The organism is Microbacterium koreense (assembly GCF_042677105.1).
Taxonomy (GTDB): Bacteria; Actinomycetota; Actinomycetes; order Actinomycetales; family Microbacteriaceae; genus Microbacterium; species Microbacterium koreense.
In genome coordinates this window covers 1,205,461-1,223,359 of the sequence record NZ_JBHTIM010000001.1, presented here as the reverse complement: position 1 = coordinate 1,223,359, position 17,899 = coordinate 1,205,461, and the positions used below count along the sequence as shown (strand labels likewise).

At 68.3% G+C, this 17,899-nt stretch carries 12 protein-coding genes and 1 other RNA gene; 4 read left to right on the top strand and 9 right to left on the bottom strand.

What is annotated here, in order from left to right:
• Window positions 1-7 precede the first annotated feature (7 nt).
• Window positions 8-1,084, bottom strand: a complete 1,077-nt coding sequence (locus tag ACFQZV_RS05650; protein ID WP_378750960.1) for an aspartate-semialdehyde dehydrogenase — start codon at window positions 1,082-1,084, stop codon at window positions 8-10.
• A gap of 9 nt (window positions 1,085-1,093) precedes the next feature.
• Entirely contained in the window at window positions 1,094-2,380 is a 1,287-nt protein-coding gene (locus ACFQZV_RS05645) for an aspartate kinase (RefSeq protein ID WP_378750962.1), read from the bottom strand.
• A 184-nt stretch (window positions 2,381-2,564) separates the two neighbouring features.
• On the opposite strand from ACFQZV_RS05645, the gene ACFQZV_RS05640 reads away from it, so the two are divergent.
• On the top strand, window positions 2,565-3,962 hold the full coding sequence (locus tag ACFQZV_RS05640) for a threonine/serine exporter family protein (RefSeq protein ID WP_378750964.1): 1,398 nt from the start codon (window positions 2,565-2,567) through the stop codon (window positions 3,960-3,962).
• A gap of 74 nt (window positions 3,963-4,036) precedes the next feature.
• Here the strand turns inward: ACFQZV_RS05640 and recR are convergent, their stop codons facing one another.
• From recR to pta, 6 genes are all read right to left on the bottom strand, one after another.
• Window positions 4,037-4,633, bottom strand: a complete 597-nt coding sequence (recR, locus tag ACFQZV_RS05635; RefSeq protein ID WP_378750966.1) for a recombination mediator RecR — start codon at window positions 4,631-4,633, stop codon at window positions 4,037-4,039.
• A gap of 2 nt (window positions 4,634-4,635) precedes the next feature.
• Window positions 4,636-6,936 carry a DNA polymerase III subunit gamma and tau gene (locus ACFQZV_RS05630; RefSeq protein WP_378750968.1) on the bottom strand — a complete coding sequence of 767 codons (2,301 nt, stop codon included), beginning with the start codon at window positions 6,934-6,936 and terminating at the stop codon, window positions 4,636-4,638.
• A 40-nt stretch (window positions 6,937-6,976) separates the two neighbouring features.
• Window positions 6,977-9,496 carry a glycoside hydrolase family 65 protein gene (locus ACFQZV_RS05625; RefSeq protein WP_378750970.1) on the bottom strand — a complete coding sequence of 840 codons (2,520 nt, stop codon included), beginning with the start codon at window positions 9,494-9,496 and terminating at the stop codon, window positions 6,977-6,979.
• Complete coding sequence (locus tag ACFQZV_RS05620) at window positions 9,493-10,221, bottom strand: HAD family hydrolase (protein ID WP_378750972.1); 729 nt, start codon at window positions 10,219-10,221, stop codon at window positions 9,493-9,495. The genes ACFQZV_RS05625 and ACFQZV_RS05620 overlap by 4 nt, the downstream gene beginning before the upstream one ends.
• A gap of 94 nt (window positions 10,222-10,315) precedes the next feature.
• A complete protein-coding gene (locus ACFQZV_RS05615; protein WP_378750974.1) occupies window positions 10,316-11,533 on the bottom strand; it encodes an acetate/propionate family kinase in 1,218 nt (405 codons plus the stop codon).
• On the bottom strand, window positions 11,530-13,677 hold the full coding sequence (gene pta, locus ACFQZV_RS05610; RefSeq protein WP_378750976.1) for a phosphate acetyltransferase: 2,148 nt from the start codon (window positions 13,675-13,677) through the stop codon (window positions 11,530-11,532). The genes ACFQZV_RS05615 and pta overlap by 4 nt, the downstream gene beginning before the upstream one ends.
• Before the next feature lie 86 nt (window positions 13,678-13,763).
• Here pta and ACFQZV_RS05605 point away from each other — a divergent pair, with 86 nt between their 5' ends.
• Together ACFQZV_RS05605 and ACFQZV_RS05600 are read left to right on the top strand one after the other, a co-directional pair.
• A complete protein-coding gene (locus tag ACFQZV_RS05605; RefSeq protein WP_378750978.1) occupies window positions 13,764-15,410 on the top strand; it encodes a LuxR C-terminal-related transcriptional regulator in 1,647 nt (548 codons plus the stop codon).
• A 103-nt stretch (window positions 15,411-15,513) separates the two neighbouring features.
• Window positions 15,514-16,605 carry an SAM-dependent methyltransferase gene (locus tag ACFQZV_RS05600; protein WP_378750980.1) on the top strand — a complete coding sequence of 364 codons (1,092 nt, stop codon included), beginning with the start codon at window positions 15,514-15,516 and terminating at the stop codon, window positions 16,603-16,605.
• A gap of 63 nt (window positions 16,606-16,668) precedes the next feature.
• On the opposite strand, the gene ffs is transcribed toward ACFQZV_RS05600, so the two are convergent.
• Window positions 16,669-16,765, bottom strand: an RNA gene (gene ffs, locus ACFQZV_RS05595) — signal recognition particle sRNA small type.
• Between the two features lie 165 nt (window positions 16,766-16,930).
• On the opposite strand from ffs, the gene ACFQZV_RS05590 reads away from it, so the two are divergent.
• Entirely contained in the window at window positions 16,931-17,899 is a 969-nt protein-coding gene (locus ACFQZV_RS05590; RefSeq protein ID WP_378751248.1) for an AAA family ATPase, read from the top strand.

The window sequence follows — 17,899 nt, the reverse complement described above, 5'->3', positions numbered from 1 at the left end:
GCTCGGGTCAGGCGGTCGCCGTCGCGCCCAGGCTCGCCGCGACGGTCTCGGCGATCTGCACCGCGTTGAGCGCCGCACCCTTGCGGAGGTTGTCGTTGCTGATGAACAGGACGAGCCCCCGACCTTCCGGCGCCGACTGATCTGCGCGGATCCGGCCGACGAAGCTCGGGTCCTTTCCGGCCGCCTGCAGCGGCGTGGGTACCTCATCGAGGGCGACGCCGGGCGCAGCCGAGAGGATCTCGGTGGCACGCTCGGGCGTGATCTCGCGGGCGAACTCGGCGTGGATGCTCAGCGAGTGCCCGGTGAACACCGGTACGCGCACGCACGTTCCGGCGACCCGCAGGTCGGGCAGTTCGAGGATCTTGCGGCTCTCGTTGCGCAGTTTCTTCTCTTCGTCGGTCTCGTTGAGTCCGTCGTCGACGAGGTTTCCCGCGAGAGGGATGACATCGAACGCGATGGGCGCGACGTACTTCTCCGGTTCGGGGAAGTCCACCGACGACCCGTCGTGCACGAGGTCGAGCGTGTGTCCCTGGGCGAGGACGCCTTCGACCTGACCCAGCAGCTCCTGCGCGCCCGCGAGGCCCGAGCCGCTGACGGCCTGATAGGTGCTGACGATGAGCCGCTCGAGGCCCGCTTCGGCATCGAGCACCTTGAGCACGGGCATCGCTGCCATCGTGGTGCAGTTGGGGTTTGCGACAATTCCCTTGCGTGCCTCGGCGATGGCGTGGGGATTGACCTCGCTCACGACGAGTGGGACCTCGGGGTCCATGCGCCAGGCGCTGGAGTTGTCGATCACGAGGGCACCCGCTTCGGCGAAGCGGGGGGCGTGGGCGCGGCTGCCGGTGGCCCCCGCCGAGAAGAGCGCGATGTCGATGCCTGCGGCATCCGCCGTCGCCACGTCTTCGATGATCACCGTCTCGCCGGCATAGTCGACGGCTGTGCCCGCCGAGCGCGCTGTCGCGAAGAGGCGCAGCTCACGGATCGGGAACGCGCGCTCCGCGAGGATCTGGCGCATCACGGTGCCCACCTGGCCGGTGGCCCCGACGATCGCGACGGACAGTCCGGAGTCGGAGATACGGGTCATGACGTGATCCTAACGGCCGGTTCCGGCGTGGACGACGGCCGCGACGTCGCCGTCGAGACCGTATGCCGTGTGGACGAGACGGGCGGCTTCGGCGAGGTCGTCCCCGCGCACCACGACCGAGATGCGGATCTCGGAGGTGGAGATCATCTCGATGTTGATGCCCGAGATGGACAGCGCTTCGAAGAGGGTCGCCGAAACCCCGGAGTGGGTGCGCATCCCCGCCCCGACCACGGAGAGCTTGCCGATCTGGTCGTCGTGGACGAGGCTCTCGAACCCGATGTCGGTCTGATCTGCGGCGAGCGCCTTCAGCGCACCCGACGAATCGGACTTCGGCAGCGTGAACGAAATGTCGGTGCGGCCCGTCGTCGCCGCCGACACGTTCTGCACGATCATGTCGACGTTCGCACCCGACTTGGCGACGATCTTGAAGATCTCGGCCGCCTTGCCGGGCACATCCGGCACACCGAGAACGGTGATCTTCGCCTGGCTGAGATCGGTCGCGACTCCCGCGACGATGGGCTCTTCCATGTCTTCTCCCTCGAGTCCCTGGGGACGCGCCATACCGTCGGCCAACACCCATGTGCCCTCACCAGAGCTGAACGTCGATCGCGAGTGGATGGCCACGCCATGGCGTCGAGCGAACTCGACGGCACGGATGTACAGAACTTTGGCACCGTTCGCCGCCAGCTCGAGCATCTCCTCGCTCGAGACGACGGCGAGCTTGCGTGCGTTCGGCACGACACGCGGGTCGGCCGTGAAGATGCCGTCGACGTCGCTGTAGATCTCGCAGACGTCGGCGTTCAGCGCTGCGGCCAGAGCGACGGCCGTCGTGTCGGAGCCTCCGCGTCCCATCGTCGTGATGTCGCGGGTGTCACGGTTGAACCCCTGGAAGCCGGCGACGATCACGATGGCACCCTCGTCGAGGGCGTCACGCAGGCGCACCGGCGTGACCTCGACGATGCGCGCGGCACCGTGCGTCGCATCGGTGATCATGCCCGCCTGACTGCCGGTGAACGACCGCGCCTCGAAGCCCATCGAGTGGATCGCCATCGCCAGGAGCGCCATCGAGATGCGCTCACCACTGGAAAGCAGCATGTCCAGTTCGCGGGGTGCGGGAATCGGCGCGACCTCGTTCGCCAGGTCGAGCAGCTCATCAGTCGTGTCGCCCATCGCGCTCACGGCGACCACAACGTCGTGACCGGCGCGGCGCGTGTCGACGATGCGCTTCGCGACCCGCTTGATGCTCTCGGCATCCGCGACCGACGAGCCGCCGTACTTCTGGACGATCAGCGCCACGATCACACTCCCGGGGATGCCGCGTCGCGGCCGAACTGTACAGGGCGGGCTCTGAGCCGCCGCACCCGACGACCCATCTTACGGACGCCGCCATACGCTCGCGCTCATGTGACGGCGCCACCGGCACTCGCGGTTGCATAGACTCGACGCTGTTCCCCCCTGGAGCGAGATCGGCGGGTGTGTGATGGGCCGGCGCGAACGCAAGTTCTTCCCGTCATTGTCGGGTACCCCGAAGCCCGACGACCGGTCGGCGGCGCTCACCGAGGCCATGCCGATCGTCGACGACAAACTCGCCGTACGGATCCTCGACCTCGCGGTGCGGATCGGCGAAGCACTCCTGCTCTCGGGCGCGAACGCGAACGAGGTCACGGGGACGATCGTGCGGGTCTCGGCGGCCTACGGCCTCGAGCCGGTGCACGTCAACATGACGTACAACTCGATCACCGCGGCCCATCATCGCAGCGGCGCCGAACGGCCGTTGACCATCCTGCGCGTCGTGCGCGGAGTGGTTCCCGACCACGAACGCCTCCTGCGGTTGCAGGCGCTCGTCGTCGACATCCGCGAGGGCATGCGCCTCGAAGACGCCACCGAGCGTTACCGCGAGATCCGCCGCACACGGTTCCGATACCGCCCGTCGGTCGTGATCGCCTCCCAGGCGTTCCTCGCGGCAGGCGTGGCCATCATGTTCGGCGGACAGTGGCTCGTCATCACCCTCGCGTTCGTCGCCGCGGCCCTCGCCGCCCTCACGCAGTTCGCGTTCGCCCGGGCTCAGATCCCCTACTTCTTCAGCCAGATCGCCGGCGCGTTCGTCTTGACGATGGTGGCTGCGCTCACCCCCCTGCTCGAGCTGACCGGCCTCGAAGCGGCGTTCACAGTGAGACCGACGGTCATCGTCGCCTCAGGCGTGGTGTTGATGCTCGCCGGGTTGACCGTCGTCGGCGCGGCGCAGGACGCGATCGACGGTTTCGCCCTGACGGCGATGGGCCGCATCCTCGAACTCATCACCTACACGCTGGGTGTCGTGCTGGGCATCCTCGCCGGACTTCAGACTGCGAGCGTCATCGGACTGGCCATGGCCCCGCCGACCGAGCCACTCCCCCTCGGACCGATTCCGCTGCAGTTCCTCGGCGCGGCGATCATCGCGGTCGCCGTCGCTGTCTACAACGGAGCCGGCGCGCGCATCATCGTCGTCAGCGGCGTGCTGAGTCTGGTCGCATGGCTCGTCTATCTCGTCGCCGAGAACCTCGGCTTCGCCGCCGCGGCCGCGAGCGGGCTCGGCGCCTTCGCCGGCAGCTTCATCGGCACGCTGATCGCCTACCGGCTGCACGTGCCGTCTGTGGCGATCACCACGGCGGCGATCCTCCCGATGGTGCCCGGCGCCGCGGTGTTCCGGGGGTTGCTCAGCATCGTCGAGTCTGGCGACAGTCCCGAGCTCCTCCTCGGCGGGTTCACGGTGCTCGCCGCCGCGGCGACGATCGGCATCAGCTTGGCCGTCGGCGCCTCACTCGGCATCTACGTCGGTCAGCCCGTGCGCGCCTCTCTGCGCGGCGTGAATCGAGCCCGCGCGCGGCTTCGCCGCTGACGCCACGCCTCCTGGTCCGCACCGCCCCCGGGACCACACCCCCGGGTAGCGCGTGGCAGCGCGGAAGCGGCAGGTCAGCCGACGGCGCGGCGACCCTCGAACGCACGCCCGAGGGTGACCTCGTCGGCGTACTCGAGGTCGCCCCCGACGGGCAGGCCCGACGCGAGTCGCGTGACCGCGATCTCGAGCGTGCGCAAGAGGCGACTGAGGTAGGTCGCGGTGGCCTCACCTTCGAGGTTGGGGTTCGTCGCGATGATGACCTCTTGTACCGTGCCGTCGGCGAGGCGCTGCATGAGCTGCGCGATCCGCAGATCGTCGGGACCGATCCCGGCGATCGGACTGATCGCCCCGCCGAGCACGTGGTACAGCCCGCGGAACTCGCGGGTGCGCTCGATCGCGGCAACGTCCTTCGCGTCTTCGACGACGCAGATGAGCGTCTGGTTGCGACGCGGGTCACGGCAGATGCTGCAGCGATCCTGCTCGGAAACGTTGCCGCAGATTTCGCAGAATCGCACCTTGTCGCGCACTTCGCTCAAGAGTTCTGCCAGCCGCGACACATCGAACGTCGGGGACTGCAGGATGTGGAAGGTGATGCGCTGGGCGGACTTGGGTCCGATGCCGGGCAGGCGACCGAATTCGTCGATCAGATCTTGGACGATGCCGTCGTACATGATCAGCCGAATCTCGTCGGGGATTCGTGGGGCTCTTCACGAAGGAACGTCGCACCGAGCACCTGGCGAACCACGGCCTCACCGACGCGCTCGACACCGTGCGTGCGGAACGTCGTCTCGGCTCGTAGCGCAGCGCCCTGATCGTCGGCCGCGGTATCGAGCGGCACCTCGTCGTCTTCGGGCTCGTCGACGAGATCTGTGCGGGGCAGGACGTCGCCGTCACGCGCCGGCGCATCGGCGACGGGTACGCCGGCGGATGCCACGTCTTCGGGTTCGTCATCGACGGCAAGCGAGGTGGCCGCGCCGACCGCAGTGCCGGACGCCGCCGAGTTTTGGGCATCAGGTGCCGCGTCCGAAGATGCCGGAATGGGCGCCACGGCCCACTCGGTCACCGGGGCCGCCGAGTAGCCGCTGCGAGAACGGGGAACTCCGCGCGGAGCACCGTCAGAGCCCCCGGGCGCGGGGTCGGCGCGTCCCCCGTGTTCGGCTGACTCCCCGGCAGTGTCCCGTCGGGGCTCACGGCCCTCGCTCTCGGCGGATGCACCGCGACCTTCGGGTCCCCCGCGATCCGAACGCGACGGCGCCTGCTGTGCGTTGTCCGCCTCGCGCTCCGCCGCGGTCGAGGGGGGACCCGAAGGCGCTCCCCCGCCTTCCCCGGCGTCGGGAGCCGGATCGGCCAGTCGCGTTCGGAACTTCACTCCGACCCTGAGGACATCCGAGATCGCCTGGCGCACGTCGACGTGTGCGTCGGCGCCGCCCATCGCTTTCGGTTTGAAGCGCTCGAGGTCGGATGCGGTTGCGAAGGCAAGGGTGAGGTTCGGCGCGGCAGGGTCGCCGTCGAGGTCGACGACCTGGGTGGCCGATGCGATCAACCACGAGGACCGACGGATCGATTCGAGCCGCTCGAGCACTCTCGGCCACGCGGCCTGCACGCTGTCGAGTGTGACCGTCGCACGCGCGATCTGTTCTGGCGCGGGTGGATCTGCGGGCGGTGGAGCAGGTTCCGCGAGGTTCGACGTCTCGTCTGTCGGGTTCCCACCCTCGGCGCGCGCAGAACGCGGGGTCTCGGTCGGGGTCGCGACGTCATCCGCTGCCCTCGACGTCGCGGCGGCCGGCGCAACGGATGCCGCCGAGACCGCGGCACCAGCTGGGGCAGCCCCGTGGGACGGCATCGGGCCACCGGCATCCGCCGACGTCTGCGCGAGGACGCGGGCGATCATGAGCTCCAACTGCAACCGGGGGGAGGTGGCACCGGTCATCTCGTCGAGCGCCGAGATCACGACATCGGCGGTGCGCGACAGCCGCGCCGCTCCGAACACGCGGGCCTGGTCCGTCATGCGCGCCAGGTCTTCGCCCGAAACCCCCCGCAACACCGATGCGGCGCCCTCACCGGTCGCGGCGATCACGATGAGATCGCGCAGCCGTTCGAGCAGATCGTCGACGAAACGCCGCGGATCCTGCCCGGTCTGCACGACACGGTCGACGGCAGCGAAGGCGGATGCCGCATCCTGCTGCGCGAACGCATCGATGACCTCGTCGAGCAACTCGGCGTGGGTATAGCCGAGCAGCGCGACCGCACGGTCGTAGCGGACCACGGTGCCCTGCGCCGTCGACTCCGAACCCGCGATGAGCTGGTCGAGGAGCGAGAGGGTGTCACGCGGTGAGCCCCCGCCCGCGCGGATGACGAGCGGCAGAACCCCTGCCTCGACCTCGACCCCCTCAGTGCGGCACAGCTCCTCGACGTAGGGGAGCATCGCCGCCGGCGGTACGAGACGGAACGGATAGTGGTGGGTGCGCGAACGGATCGTACCGATGACCTTCTCGGGCTCGGTCGTCGCGAAGATGAACTTCACATGCTCGGGGGGTTCTTCGACGAGCTTCAGGAGCGCGTTGAACCCCTGCGGGGTGACCATGTGCGCTTCGTCGAGGATGAAGATCTTGAATCGATCCCGTGCGGGTGCGAAGATCGCCCGCTCCCGCAGGTCACGGGCATCGTCGACGCCGTTGTGGCTTGCCGCGTCGATCTCGACGACGTCGAGCGATCCGCCGCCGCCGCGTCCCAGCTCGATGCAGCTGTCGCACTCGCCGCATGGCGTGTCCGTCGGCCCCTGAGCGCAATTGAGGCACCGCGCGAGGATGCGCGCGGAGGTGGTCTTGCCGCATCCGCGAGGCCCCGAGAAGAGATACGCGTGGCCGACGCGATCACCGCGCAACGCCGTCATGAGCGGCTCAGTCACCTGACCCTGACCGATCATCTCCCCGAACGACTCGGGTCGGTAGCGACGGTAGAGGGCTGTGGTCACCCGCCTAGCCTACGGCGTGCGACCGACATTCGACCGGGGTCTACGCGTCTGCTCCGTTCTCCGTATCGGCGGCCACTCCGATCTCGGGGGTCGCGGCGGTGACGGTCGGCACGGACGCCGACAGGATCGATCCGTCTTCGCGACGCGCGTCACCCAGTCCACGCAGCGAGGGACGACCGGGCAGGACAGGTCCCTGCCCCACGAGAGGTACGACGACTTCGTCGCCGGGACCGACCACGTAGCCCGTTCCGCGCACACTGAAGCCGACCGGATCGCCCTCACCGGCGCGCACGCGAAGCTCGTCGCGGGTGACCATGACCTCCAGTCGCGTGCCATGCCAGTGCAGCACGAATTCCAGCGACGGCCAGGATGCCGGAAGTCGAGGGTCGAACGTGAGCTCGCCGAAGTGGTCGCGCATCCCACCGAAACCGGAGACGAGCGCCGTCCACACCCCACCGGCGGACGCCACATGGACACCGTCGGACGCGTTGTGGTGCAGGTCGGCGAGGTCGACGAAGATCGACTGCCGGAAGTACTCCAGCGCCAGATCCTGATAGCCGACCTCCGCGGCGAGGATCGCCTGAACGACCGCGGACAGCGTCGAGTCGCCCGTCGTCAGCGGGTCGTAGTACTCGAAGTCGGCGAGTTTGTCATCCGCAGAGAAATGGTTGCCCTGCAAGAAGAGCGCGAGGACGACGTCTGCCTGCTTGAGCACCTGATAGCGATAGATCACCAACGGGTGATAGTGCAGCAGCAGCGGGCGCTTGTCGGGCGGAGTGTTCTCGAGATCCCAGATCTCGCGTTCGAGGAACACATGATCCTGGGGATGGATGCCCAGTGCCGGGCTGAACGGGATGTGCATCGCCTCGGCGGCGCGCTCCCAGGCGTCCGGTTCCGCGGCATCGAGCCCGAGTCGGTCGACCATGAGCTGATATGCCGCCGGGTCGTCCTGCTCCATCTCACGCACCGTGCGTGCCGCGAAACGCAGGTTGAAACGGGCCATCACGTTGGTGAAGAGATTGTCGTTGACGACCGTCGTGTACTCATCGGGACCGGTCACGCCGTGGATGTGGAACGACTCGATCCCCACGTCACCGTCGCTCTGGCGCCAGAACCCCAGCGTCGCCCACAGCCGGGCGGTCTCGACCGCGATGTCGATTCCCTCGCGGTGGAGGAAGTCGATGTCGTCGGTGGCCCGCACATACTTCGCGAGCGCGAAGCTCACGTCGGCGTTGATGTGGTACTGCGCCGTTCCGGCGGCGTAGTAGGCCGACGCCTCCTCACCGTTGATCGTGCGCCACGGGAACAGCGCGCCGGCTTCGTTGAGCTGGAACGCCCGGCGACGCGCCGCGGGGAGCATGAGATACCGCATGCGAATCGCGTTGCGTGCCCACAGCGGGGTCGTATAGGCCAAGAAGGGCAGGACATAGACCTCGGTGTCCCAGAAGTAGTGGCCGCTGTAGCCCGAGCCGGTCATGCCCTTCGCCGGCACGCCCTGCCCATCGGCGCGCGCTGCGGCCTGCGCCAGCTGGAAAAGGCACCACCGCGTGGCCTGCTGCAGATCGTCCTGGCCGCCGATGCGCACGTCCGAACGTGCCCAGAACTCCTCCATCCATGCCTTCTGGCCGTCGAAGACGGAGTCGACGCCGACCGCGAGGACGCGGTCGAGTGTGCGACGGGAGCGATCGACCAGCTCGCGCGCAGGAACTCCGCGTGATGAGTGGTACGCCGCAAGCTTCGTGACCCTCGTCGGCACGCCCGCGGCGGCCTGCACGCGGAAGACGTTCTTGGCGATATCGGGCTCGATCAGCCGTCGCGCCTCGAACGGGTTCTCGGTCTCGATGACGTGGTCGACGACGACCGACATCGTCATGCCCGACTCGGTGACCCGATACGACAGCGCCGAGCGATTCTCGTCCTGCCAGTATTCCTGCGGCTGAAGGACCCGTTCACTGATGCGCTCGGCCTTGCGCGGGTCGAATCCTGCCCTCTCCGTCGCCACGGGCGTGCCGCCGTAGACGTTCTCTCCGTCTTGGCGGTTGATCGTCTGCGAACTGATGGTCACCGAGGCATCGGCGTTGAGCACCGTGACCTCGAGCCGCAGGATGGCCAGGTGCTTCTCGTCGAACGAGACGACACGCTCGTCGTTCATCCGCACCTGCTTGCCCGACGGGGTCACCCACAGCACCGACCGCCGCAGCACTCCCTCTCTCATATCGAGGACGCGCTCGTACTCACGCACGTCGGCGACGTCGAGCGACATCGGCTCGTCGTCGACGTACACGCGCAGCACCTTGGCGTCGGGCGCGTTGACGATGGTCTGACCGACCTCTGCGAACCCGTATGCACGTTCGGCGTGGCGGATCGGGAACGTCTCGTGGAACCCGTTGATGAACGTCCCGTCTTCGTGCGCGTGACGCCCCTCGGGATGATTGCCACGCAACCCGAGGTAACCGTTGGCGACCGAGAAGAGCGTCTCAGTGACCCCGGCATCCTCGAGTGAGAAGGAGCGCTCGACGAGCCTCCACGGGTCGACGGGAAAGCGGTCGCGATCGATCACGAGACGAACTCCTGCAGGTCGGTGACGACGAGGTGAGCCCCCGCCTCGGTCAAGGCGTCGGCTCCCACGCCGCGATCGACGCCGACGACGAGGGAGAAACCTCCGGATGCGGCGGACTGCACGCCGCTGATGGCGTCCTCGACGGCGACCGAACGTGACGGGTCGACCCCCAGCATCCGCGCCGCTTCTACGAAGACGTCCGGCGCAGGTTTGGAGGCGAGGTGATCGCGTTCGGCGATGACACCGTCCATCACGACCGAAAAGCGATCGCGCAGACCCGCGGCCCGCAGAACCTCTTCGGCGTTCTTCGAGCTCGACACCACGGCGACGGGGGTGCCGGCGGCGGCGAGCACATCGAGCACGGCGACCGAGCCCGGGTACGCGGTGATGCCGTCTGCGCGGAGGACGCGCTCGAAGACGACGTTCTTGCGGTTGCCGATACCGCACACGGTGTCGGCTTCGACGGGATCGGCGGGGTCGCCCCACGGGACCTCGATGTCGCGGGCTCGAAGCAGACTCGCAACGCCGTCATAGCGTTTCTTGCCATCGAGGTAGGCGAAATAGTCGCCGTCGCTGTACGGCGGGGTCACGTTCCACGCGGCGAACAGTTCATCGAACATCGTGCGCCACGCATGCATGTGCACGTCGGCGGTCGGTGTGAGGACGCCGTCGAGATCGAACAAGACGGCATCGAAAGTGGTGAGGTCGGGAGTTGCAGCGGTCACGGGGCCCTCTCGTGAGGTCGACGGACGACGGGCACGGCACCACGGCGAGCCGTGATGTCAGCGTAGTGGCGAGCGACGGCGCACCGCATCCTGTTCACGACGTGGCAGCGACGAGAGTCTGACGCGCGATCTCGAGTTCTTCGTTCGTCGGGACGACGAGGACGATCGCGGAGGAGTCGTCGGTCGAAATGACTCGGATGCCGCGCTCGCGCGCGTCGTTGCGCACCGGGTCGATGCGGATGCCGGCGAAGCCCAGGGTCTCCAGGGCCGCGGCTCGCACGCTCGCGGAGTTCTCTCCGACGCCGGCCGTAAACGAGATCACGTCGACGCCGCCGAGTTGGGCGAGGTAGTTGCCGGCGTAGCCGCGGAGACGATGGATGTACACCTCGAACGCGAGGGTGGCCGCGGCGTCCCCCTCGTCGACGCCCTTCTCGATGTCGCGCATGTCGGAGACGCCGGCCAACCCGCGCAGCCCCGATCGTTTGTTGAGCAGCGTATCGAGGTCGTCGGTCGACATTCCGGCGCGGCGGGAGAGATGGAACAGCACCGCGGGGTCCACGTCGCCGGAGCGCGTGCCCATCACGAGACCCTCCAACGGAGTGAGGCCCATCGACGTATCAACCGATCGCCCGCCCTCGATCGCGGCGACGGAGGCCCCGTTGCCGAGATGGAACACGATCTGGCGCAGGTCGCCCAGCGGCCGCCCGACGAACCGCGCGGCAGCCTCGGAAACGAATTTGTGCGACGTGCCGTGAAACCCGTACCGACGAATGCGGTGCTGTTCGGCGAGCGCCGCATCGATCGCATACGTGTACGCCGCCGGCGCGAGCGTCTGGTGGAATGCGGTGTCGAACACGGCGACGTGAGGGATCTCGGCGAACGCGGTCTTCGCGGCGCGGATGCCCTGCAGCGCGCCGGGGTTGTGGAGCGGAGCGAGCACGGAGAGTTCGTCGATGTTGATCTCGACCAGCGGTGTGATGAGCGTCGGCTCGAAGAAACGTGCACCGCCGTGCACGACTCGGTGTCCGACCGCGACCGGCGGGTGGCCCTCGAGGGACGGTCCGTCGTCGGCGAAGGCGTCGAGCATCGCACGGAATCCCGTGGTGTGGTCAGGGATGGGCAACTCGCGCTCGTACGTCGCCTCGGTCACCGCGGGACCGGCGTCGGAGAAGAAGACCGTATGCCGAGCACGACCCATCGCCTCACCGATCCGCTCGACGAGGCCCGACGCGAGTACACGCTCGGACTCCATGTCGAGCAGCTGGTACTTGAACGACGACGACCCCGAATTGATCACCAGCACGACACTCATGCGTGAGCCTCACCCTGCGCCTGGATCGCCGTGATCGCGATCGTGTTGACGATGTCGTCGACGAGCGCGCCGCGTGAGAGATCGTTGATCGGCTTGTTGAGCCCCTGGAGCACCGGGCCGATCGCGACTGCTCCCGCGGAGCGCTGCACCGCTTTGTACGTGTTGTTGCCCGTGTTGAGGTCGGGAAAGATGAACACCGTCGCCCGCCCGGCCACCTGAGAACCGGGCAACTTCGCCGCCGCGACGGCCACGTCCGCCGCCGCGTCGTACTGGATCGGTCCCTCGACCAGCAGTCCGGGCGCTCGCTCCCGGACGAGCGCCGTCGCCCCGCGCACCTTGTCGACGTCCGCTCCCGAGCCCGACTCGCCCGTCGAATAGGAGAGCATCGCCACGCGCGGATCGATACCGAACTGAGCGGCCGTGGCCGCCGACGACACGGCGATGTCGGCGAGCTGCTCCATCGTCGGGTCGGGGATGACGGCGCAGTCGCCGTAGACGAGCACGCGATCGGCGAGCGCCATGAGGAACACGCTCGAGACCACGGACGTGTCGGGCTTGGTCTTGATGATCTCGAACGCCGGGCGGATCGTGTGGGCGGTGGTGTGCGCCGCGCCCGAAACCATGCCGTCCGCGAGCCCGAGGTGGACCATGAGCGTGCCGAAGTACGACACATCGGTCACCGTGTCGGCCGCCTTCGCGTAGGTCACACCCTTGTGTGCGCGCAGCCGTTCGTACTCGCGCGCGAAACGGTCGACGTGCACCGCATCGAACGGCGACAGCACCTGCGCGGCCTGGATGTCGATCCCGAGCTCGATCGCGCGCGAGCGCACTTCGATCTCCTCACCGAGGATCGTGAGATCGGCGATCCCCCGCGCGAGCACCGTGGCTGCGGCACGGAGGACCCGATCATCCGACCCCTCGGGCAACACGATGCGTCGACGGTCCGATCGCGCCCGTTCCATGAGCTCGTACTCGAACATCAACGGCGTGACGACGGTCGGGCGGGCGAGCCCCAGCGACTGGGTGAGTTCTTGCGTGTCGACGTGGGTCTCGAACATCGCCAGCGCCGTGTCGTAACGCCGTTGCGAATCGGCAGCCAGCCGCCCGCGCGTGGACATGATCTTCACGGCGGTCTCGTACGTGCCGAGATCGGTGGCGATGATCGGCAACGCCGAACCGAGTCCGTCGATGAGACGGTCGATGGCGTCGGGAAGCGGGAACGGCCCGTTCAGCACGATTCCGGCCAGGGACGGGAAGGTGCCGGACGCGTTGGCGAGGAGGGTCGCCAGGAGCACCTCGGTGCGGTCGGCGGGGATGACGACGACCGCCCCTTCGGTGAGCCGAGGCAGGACGTTCACCATCGACATCCCGGCGACGACGACGCTCAAGACCTCGCGGGTGAGGAGCGTCTCGTCCCCCTTCACGAAACGTCCTCCCACCGAGCGCAGCACTCCGCGCATCGACGGCGCGATGAGGAAGCGGTCTTCGGGCAGGGCCCAGACGGGGAGTCCGCCCTCGGTCGTCGCCCGATCGGCGACCGGCGCGGCGTCGACGACGGCGCGCACCGCATCGACGACATCGGTCAGCCGATCGGGATCGACGCGATTGGCGACGACTGCCATGAGTCCCGCCCGGGCGTGGGCGAGCTCGGGCAGCGCGAGCGCGGCGATCTGTCCGACTTCTTCGGGCGTGCGTGCTGTCGAGGTGCCCAGCTGTTCGGGCGCCTCACCACCGCGGCCGCTCACGACAAGAAGCACCGGTGCCCCGAGGTTCGCCGCGATCCGCGCGTTGTATCCGAGCTCGGCGGGACTGCCGACGTCGGTGTAGTCCGAGCCGACGATCACAACCGTGTCGCACTGGGCTTCGACGGCCTTGTAGCGCTGCACGATGCGCGCGAGCGCCCCGTCCGGGTCGTCACGCACCTCGTCGTACGTGACGCCGATGCACTCGTCGTATGCGAGGTCCACCCCGTCATGGTCGAGCAGCATCTGCAAGACATAGTCGGGTTCGTCGGTCGAGCGTGCGATCGCACGGAAGACGCCCACGCGTGGGGTGGCCCGGCTCAGCACATCGAGCACCCCGAGAGCGATCGTGGACTTTCCGGAGTGGCCTTCGACGGATGTGATGTAGATGCTCTTCGCCACGGCCCCAGCCTAGGGGCGGGCGGTTGTTCCGACCAGAACGGCCGGCCCCCATCTCGCCGGGCACCCCTGCGCACTACGATGCTCCCATGTCGGACACGGGCGCCGTCCTCTCGCGCGCACGCGGCGCCTTCCGCAGCCGTGAGTGGTCGGTCGCCCTCGACCAGTTCACCCAAGCGGGAGCGGAGGCGCCGCTGGGCGCAGAGGATCAGCGCGCCCTCGCGGCATCGCAGTGGTGGCTCGGCCTCGCCGACGATGCCCTGCAGACTCTCAGCGACACCTTCGGCGCCTATCGCTCTGCCGGCGCCGACCATGCCGCGGCTGAGACCGCGCTCCTGGCCGCTCTCCTGCACGCCACGCGGGGCGAAGTGACGATCGGCGCGGCGTGGGTGCGCCGGGCCGAGCGGCTGCTCGGCGACGCAGACGCCACCGCGGCACACGTGCGGCTGGCCTACCTGCACACAAGTCTCGGCATCGGCCCGGATTCCGAGCCGTGGTCAGCGCGGAGCGTCGAGCGACTGAAGGAGCTCGCCGACAGGGTGGCGGACGCCGGAGCCGTGGCGCTGTCGTCGGTCGCCACCGGGATGCGGGAACTTCGCGAGGGCGATGTGGTGTCGGGTTTCAGCCATCTGGACGACGCGATGCTCGCCGTCGTGGCCGGTGACCTAGAGCCGGAGTGGTCCGGGGACGTCCTGTGCACCACCATCCACGCGTGCCACGAACTCGCCGACTTCGAGCGGATGGCCGCCTGGACGCGCGCGACCGAACGGTGGTCGTGGGACCATGGCGGCGACGCCGTGTACGCCGGAGTCTGCCGAGTGCACCAGCTGGAACTGAGGTCGGCCGTGGGCGACGACTGGCGGGAGGCGGAGCTCTCGCTCGAGACCACGTGCGCGACGCTCGAGAAAGCGGATCCATGGGTCGCCGGAGAAGGGTTGTACCAGCTCGGCGAGCTTCGGCGCATGCGCGGTGACGTCGACGGAGCGCGGATCGCATACAAACTGGCGCGCGCGACAGGCATCGAGCCCGTGCCGGGTGCGGCTTTGCTCCAGCTGGCGGAGGGCGAAGCCGACGACGCGTGGACGACGCTGACGGGTGCGTTGAGCGGCCGGGATCGGCTGGCGCGCGTGCGGCTCTTGCGCGCTGGGGTCGAGATCAGCCTCGCGCGCGACGATGCGTCCCACGCGGAAGCCTTTCTGAAGGAGCTCGAGGAGGCAGCGAGCGCTTTCGACACGGAGGGAATCCACGCCTGGGCAGACCATGCCCGTGGCATGGTGCTGTTGCGCCACGGGCAGCATGACGAGGCGCTTGCCGGCCTGCAGAGGGCGCTGCGCCGTCTCCGACGCCTGCAGCTGCGCTGGGAGCAGGCACATGTGCTCGCCTGGGTCGCCTCGGCGCATGATTCGGTGGGCGACGGTGCGGCCGCACAGCGGGCGCGTACCGAGTCCATCGAGATCACCGATGCCCTCGGCGTCGCACCGGTGCAACTCGCCCCGCGGCGCACGACGCCCTCCATCGGGCCGCTGACGGCCCGTGAAAGCGAGGTGCCCGCGTCCGCCGCTCGCGGCGCGTCCAATCGCCTCATCGCAGGTGAGCTGCACATCAGCGAGAAAACGGTGAGCCGCCACCTCGCGAACATCTACCTCAAGCTCGGAGTCGGCTCGCGCACGGCGGCTGCCGCGTGGTGGCGGGATCAGGACGGCGCCCGTACCTCCGCCACCGGTGCGCATTCCTGACGCTGCACCAAATGGTGCACGCCCAAGCAGAAATGCACGTTTGCCCCGATGAGAAAACGGGAGCGCGGTCCGTAGCGTCGGTGCATCCGACGAAAGGAACATCATGTCCGGCACAATCATCGACGACGATCAGGCGTCTTCCGGGACCGCGGAGCACGTCGCCGACAAAGTCCTGGCCGCCGCTCTCGGCTGGGTGGACCTCATGGCCATCCACCTCGGCTCTCAACTCGGCTGGTATGCCGCACTCACGGCGGTCGGGCCGATGGATTCCGAGGAGCTCGCGACGGCGACCGGCACCAGTGAACGATATGCGCGGGAGTGGTTGGAGCAGCAGTGCCTCAGCGGCATCCTGCGACAGGTGCCGTCCCGAGGTGGCCGCGCCGCCTTCGCCCTCGTCCCTGGCGCCGCCGAAGTGCTCACGGACGCGTCAAGCATGTCGTACCTCGAGCCGCTGGCGCGGATGCTCGCGGCATCCGCGCATCGGATACCGCAGCTCGTCGAGGCGTATCGGTCCGGCACCGGGGTCAGCTGGGAGGACTTCGGGCGCCACGCGCGCGAATCGCAGGCGGATATGAACCGCCCTTGGTTCACTGCGATGCCGCAGAAATTGCAGGAGGTCGAGCGCATCCACACCCGACTGAGCGCACCGGGAGCCCGCGTCGCGGACATCGGCACCGGCGCAGGATGGTCCGCCATCGCGCTTGCGCGCGAGTACCCGAGCCTCCGCGTGGAGGGGTTCGACGTCGATAGATGCTCGCTTGAGGACGCCGAGGCGAACGCAGCAGATGCGGGCGTCGGCGATCGGGTCTCTTTCCATCTCGTCGACGCGGCGGACCTGGCCGATCACGGCCCCTTCGACGCCGTTTTCGCCTTCGAGTGCCTCCACGACATGCCGCACCCGATAGAGGTACTCGCCGCCGCTCGGGCAGCCGTTACCCCCGAGGGAGTCGTCGTGGTGATGGACGAAGCCGCCGCCGATGAATTCGACACGGGCGCCGGGGACCTCGAGCGGCTGCTCTATGGATTCAGCCTGTTCGTGTGCCTCCCGGATGGGATGAGCCACCCCAATAGCGTGGGCACGGGAACCGTCATGCGACACGACACATTGCGGGCGTATGCACGCGAGGCCGGCTGGAAGGACGCGGAGGTGGTCGTCCCGGAATTCGGGCTGTGGCGGTTCTACCTGCTCTCCTGAGAGCACCACGGTGCGAGCGGACGGCAGGGGCTGCGGCATCTGCGTGGCGTGCGAGGCGGGCAAAAATAAGACTCTCCGCGAACCCGGCAGAGCCTGGTTACCCTTGCTACGTTTCCGTCCTGGGGGAGTTGGCCTGGATGCCGCCTCGCGGAGAGCTGAGTGAAGTCTACCCGCTCACCCCCGGGGCCCGTCCAATCCCCACCCGGTCTCGGCGCAAGCGCGTTACGATCGATCAGAGAGCGACGACACCCTGGGGGTCGTCCGAACGGAGGTCTCCGTGACCGATACCGCGCTGACAGAGTCGTCGGCCGTTGCGCCCGATCGCATGACCGCGGAGGAGTTCACCCGCATCACCGACGGCATCGTGTCGTCGATCACGTCCGTCATCGACGGCAAGCCGGATGCGGTGCGCGCGACGTTGATGTGTCTGCTCGCCGAGGGGCACCTGCTCATCGAAGACGTGCCCGGCGTCGGAAAGACGATGCTTGCGCGGGCGCTCGCGGCATCCGTCGACGCCAGCGTCCGCCGCATCCAGTTCACTCCCGATCTGCTCCCCGGCGATGTGACCGGCGTGAGCGTCTTCAATCCGGTCGAGCGCGAGTTCGAGTTCAAATCGGGCGCCATCTTCGCCAATATCGTCATCGCCGACGAGATCAACCGATCATCACCGAAGACCCAATCGGCGCTGCTGGAGGCGATGGAGGAACGTCAGGTCACCGTCGACGGCCACACGCATTACGTCCCGGATCCGTTCCTCGTCGTCGCGACGCAGAACCCGCTCGAGATGGAGGGCACGTACGCCCTCCCCGAGGCCCAGCGGGACCGGTTCATGATGCGCATCTCGATGGGCTATCCCGATCAGGAGTCCGAGGCGCTCATGCTGCGCCAGCGCGAGAGGGTCAACCCCCTCGATGCCATCGCGCCGGTGGCATCGAGCGAGCACGTCGCCGAGATGATCACCTGGGTGAGATCCGTCCACGTGGCCCCGGCGATCGAGGAGTACGCCGTGTCGCTCGCACATGCGACACGAGTGCACGCCGACCTCCGCCTCGGGGCCAGTCCGCGCGCGACGCTGCAACTGGTGCGGGCCGCCAAGGTGCGCGCCGCGCTCGACGGACGCACCTTCGTCATCCCCGACGACCTCACACAGCTACTCTCCCCCGTCTTCGCCCACCGGGTCATTCCGATCCGATCGGCCGGCGGCGCCCGGGCGCGCAGCGCCGCCGACACCGTCGCCGCCACCCTGGATCGCATCGCGAACAGCGTGCGAGTACCGATCGCCGCCCGCCGCTGA